Source organism: Streptomyces sp. HSW2009 (assembly GCF_040240285.1).
Lineage (GTDB): Bacteria > Actinomycetota > Actinomycetes > Streptomycetales > Streptomycetaceae > Streptomyces.
Genome location: NZ_JBEHZD010000867.1, coordinates 1 through 2,152, shown reverse-complemented (window position 1 = coordinate 2,152; position 2,152 = coordinate 1). Strand labels below are relative to the sequence as shown.

At 77.2% G+C, this 2,152-nt stretch carries 3 protein-coding genes; 1 reads left to right on the top strand and 2 read right to left on the bottom strand.

What is annotated here, in order from left to right; translation table 11 throughout:
• Together AAHZ94_RS33055 and AAHZ94_RS33050 are read right to left on the bottom strand one after the other, a co-directional pair.
• The coding region (locus AAHZ94_RS33055) for a trypsin-like peptidase domain-containing protein (RefSeq protein ID WP_349997396.1) at positions 1-1,682 on the bottom strand (1,682 nt) is incomplete at its 3' end.
• A 6-nt stretch (positions 1,683-1,688) separates the two neighbouring features.
• Complete coding sequence (locus AAHZ94_RS33050; protein ID WP_349997397.1) at positions 1,689-1,889, bottom strand: CU044_2847 family protein; 201 nt, start codon at positions 1,887-1,889, stop codon at positions 1,689-1,691.
• Between AAHZ94_RS33050 and AAHZ94_RS33045 the strand changes: the two genes are divergently transcribed.
• A partial coding sequence (locus AAHZ94_RS33045; RefSeq protein WP_502964854.1) for a hypothetical protein occupies positions 1,849-2,152 on the top strand: 304 nt, incomplete at its 3' end. The two genes, AAHZ94_RS33050 and AAHZ94_RS33045, sit on opposite strands and share 41 nt — an antisense overlap.

Below are 2,152 nucleotides of genomic sequence, written 5' to 3'. Positions count from 1 at the left end.
CCGTACCCTCCGCCGGGGCCGCTCGGCGCGGGCGGCGGTGCCGGCGCCAGTCCCCCAGGTGCGGGGGCAACCGGCGCGGGAACTGCCGGCACAGGAGCGGCCGGCAGGACGGCGCCCACCCCACCGCCAGTCCCACTACCGGAGCCCGCCCCACCACCAACACCCAGCCCAGAGCCGGAGCCCGCCCCACCACCTGCACCCACCCCGCCACTGGCGCCAGCACCCGCCCAACCCCCACCAGCAGGCGCAGGCACGACAGGCACCGGCTGCACCACGGTGAGTCCGAACCCCGGGGCCGTGACGGGGCCGTCGGCGACGTCCGCGCGGAACTGTCGTACGGCGGCCCACTCGACGCCCATCCGGCGCGCCACGCGCTTGATCCAGGCCCACAGGTCGTCGGCGAGGAAGTCCGGCGCCTGCCGCTCCGCGTAGGCGACCAGGCCGACCGCCCGCAGCAGCGGCGGTATCGGCTGCCGTTCGGTGGGCCCGTGGGTCTCCAGGACGTCGATGGCGTCGGCGAGCCCGGACAGGGCGCGCGGCTCCTCGTCGTACGGCAGGACGGTGGCGAGCAAGGCGTCCGGGGGCCAGGGCCCACAGCGGGCGAGCAGTTCGGCCAGGTCGCGCCGTTGGTCGAGGGTCAGGCACTCGGACGGGCTGACGATGCGCGCGGCCCTGTGCAGCCGGACCAGCGCGGCCCTGGACGCCTCCGTCCCCGCCTCGCCCGGGCCCGAGTGCGGGGCCAGGGTCGCGCGGACGGCCTCCAGGAGTTCGGGCACGCCGCGGCGGGTGGCCCCGGCGAGCCCCACCAGGCGTGCGTGGTCGGCCCCGACGCCGCGGGAGGGGAAGCCCAGGCGGGCGGCCAGCCGCTGTTCGCAGCCCGCCACCGCCGCCGGGCTCTCCAGCACCTCTTCGAGGGCGGCCAGCAGTTGTTGCACCCCGCGCCGCGCGGTGGGCACCCGGAACGGCGGCACCCGGGGCAACTCCGCCTCGATCGCCGGCAGGCTGATGCCGTACAGCAGGGTGGCGGGCCGCTGCGGGGCGGCTCCGGCCCCGGCGCGCTGCTGGTTGCGGGCGGGCCGCTGGTCCTCGTGGACGGCGACGACGAGCCCCCCCACCGCCTGCCGGGCCCGGTCCCACAGCGGGCCGCCGCTGAACCCCTCGTTGACGCCGGCCCCGCCGACCACGTCCAGTGCGATCCACGGTGCGGCCAGTACGCGCGGGCGCGCACGCGTGGCGGTCAGCGGGTGCCCGCTGGCCCACAGGGCGATCACGTCCCGCTCGCAGTCGTGCAGTTGGAAGGCCGCCGCCGCGGCGTCCGGGGGCGCGTTCCCGGCGAGTTTGAGCACGGCGAGGTCCCCGTGGTAAGCGAGTTGTCCCGGCGGCACCGGCGCCGTCCCGGTCGCCTCCGCCCGTGGCGGCTTCCACCACTGGGGCTCCACTCGCGCGCTGACCGGCTGCCCGTGGCCGAGCAGCGGGAACGTCAGCGTGAGCGATGTCGTACGGGGCGGGCACGTCTGCTCGTACCGGCCCCGTCCCAGGGCGCTGTTGACCACGTGCGCGCAGGTCAGCACCAGGTCGTCGGCGATGAGCACGCCGGCTCCGACCGGCGTGGCGCCGGCGAGCACGCAGACGAACGCCCTACACAGCGCGGCGTCCTCCGCGCCGGCCCGCATCTCGTTCATGCTGCCTTACGCGGGGTTCGAGCCGAGGTTCCAGGTGGCGGAGACGGTGAAGGTGGCCTCGCCCTTGCCGGAGAAGACGCCGAGGCTGAGATCGGCGCCGAGGGTGACGCCGAACTCCACGGTCACCTCGTCCGGGCGGCGTGCCGAGGAGGCGAGCGAGTGGTGGATGCTCTCCAGCACCCCGCTCAGCGGGCGCAGCGCCTGCACCAGTGCCTCGCCGCCGGTGGTCAGCGCGCGGGCGGCCCGGCTGTCGGCGCTGACCGGGCGGGCCCTGCCGAACCCGGCGGGCAGTTCAGGGCCGGGCTGTGTCGCTCCGTACCCGGCGCCGGGGTCGGCCGGCGGTCCGCTGTCCGCGCCGCCCCCCCCCCCGCCCGCGGGGGCGGGGGGGGCGGCGCCCGCGGCGGTCGACAACGCGCTGCGGCAGCAACTCGCCGAGAGCTCGCCGGGTCAGCAGCACCACATCGTGCTGC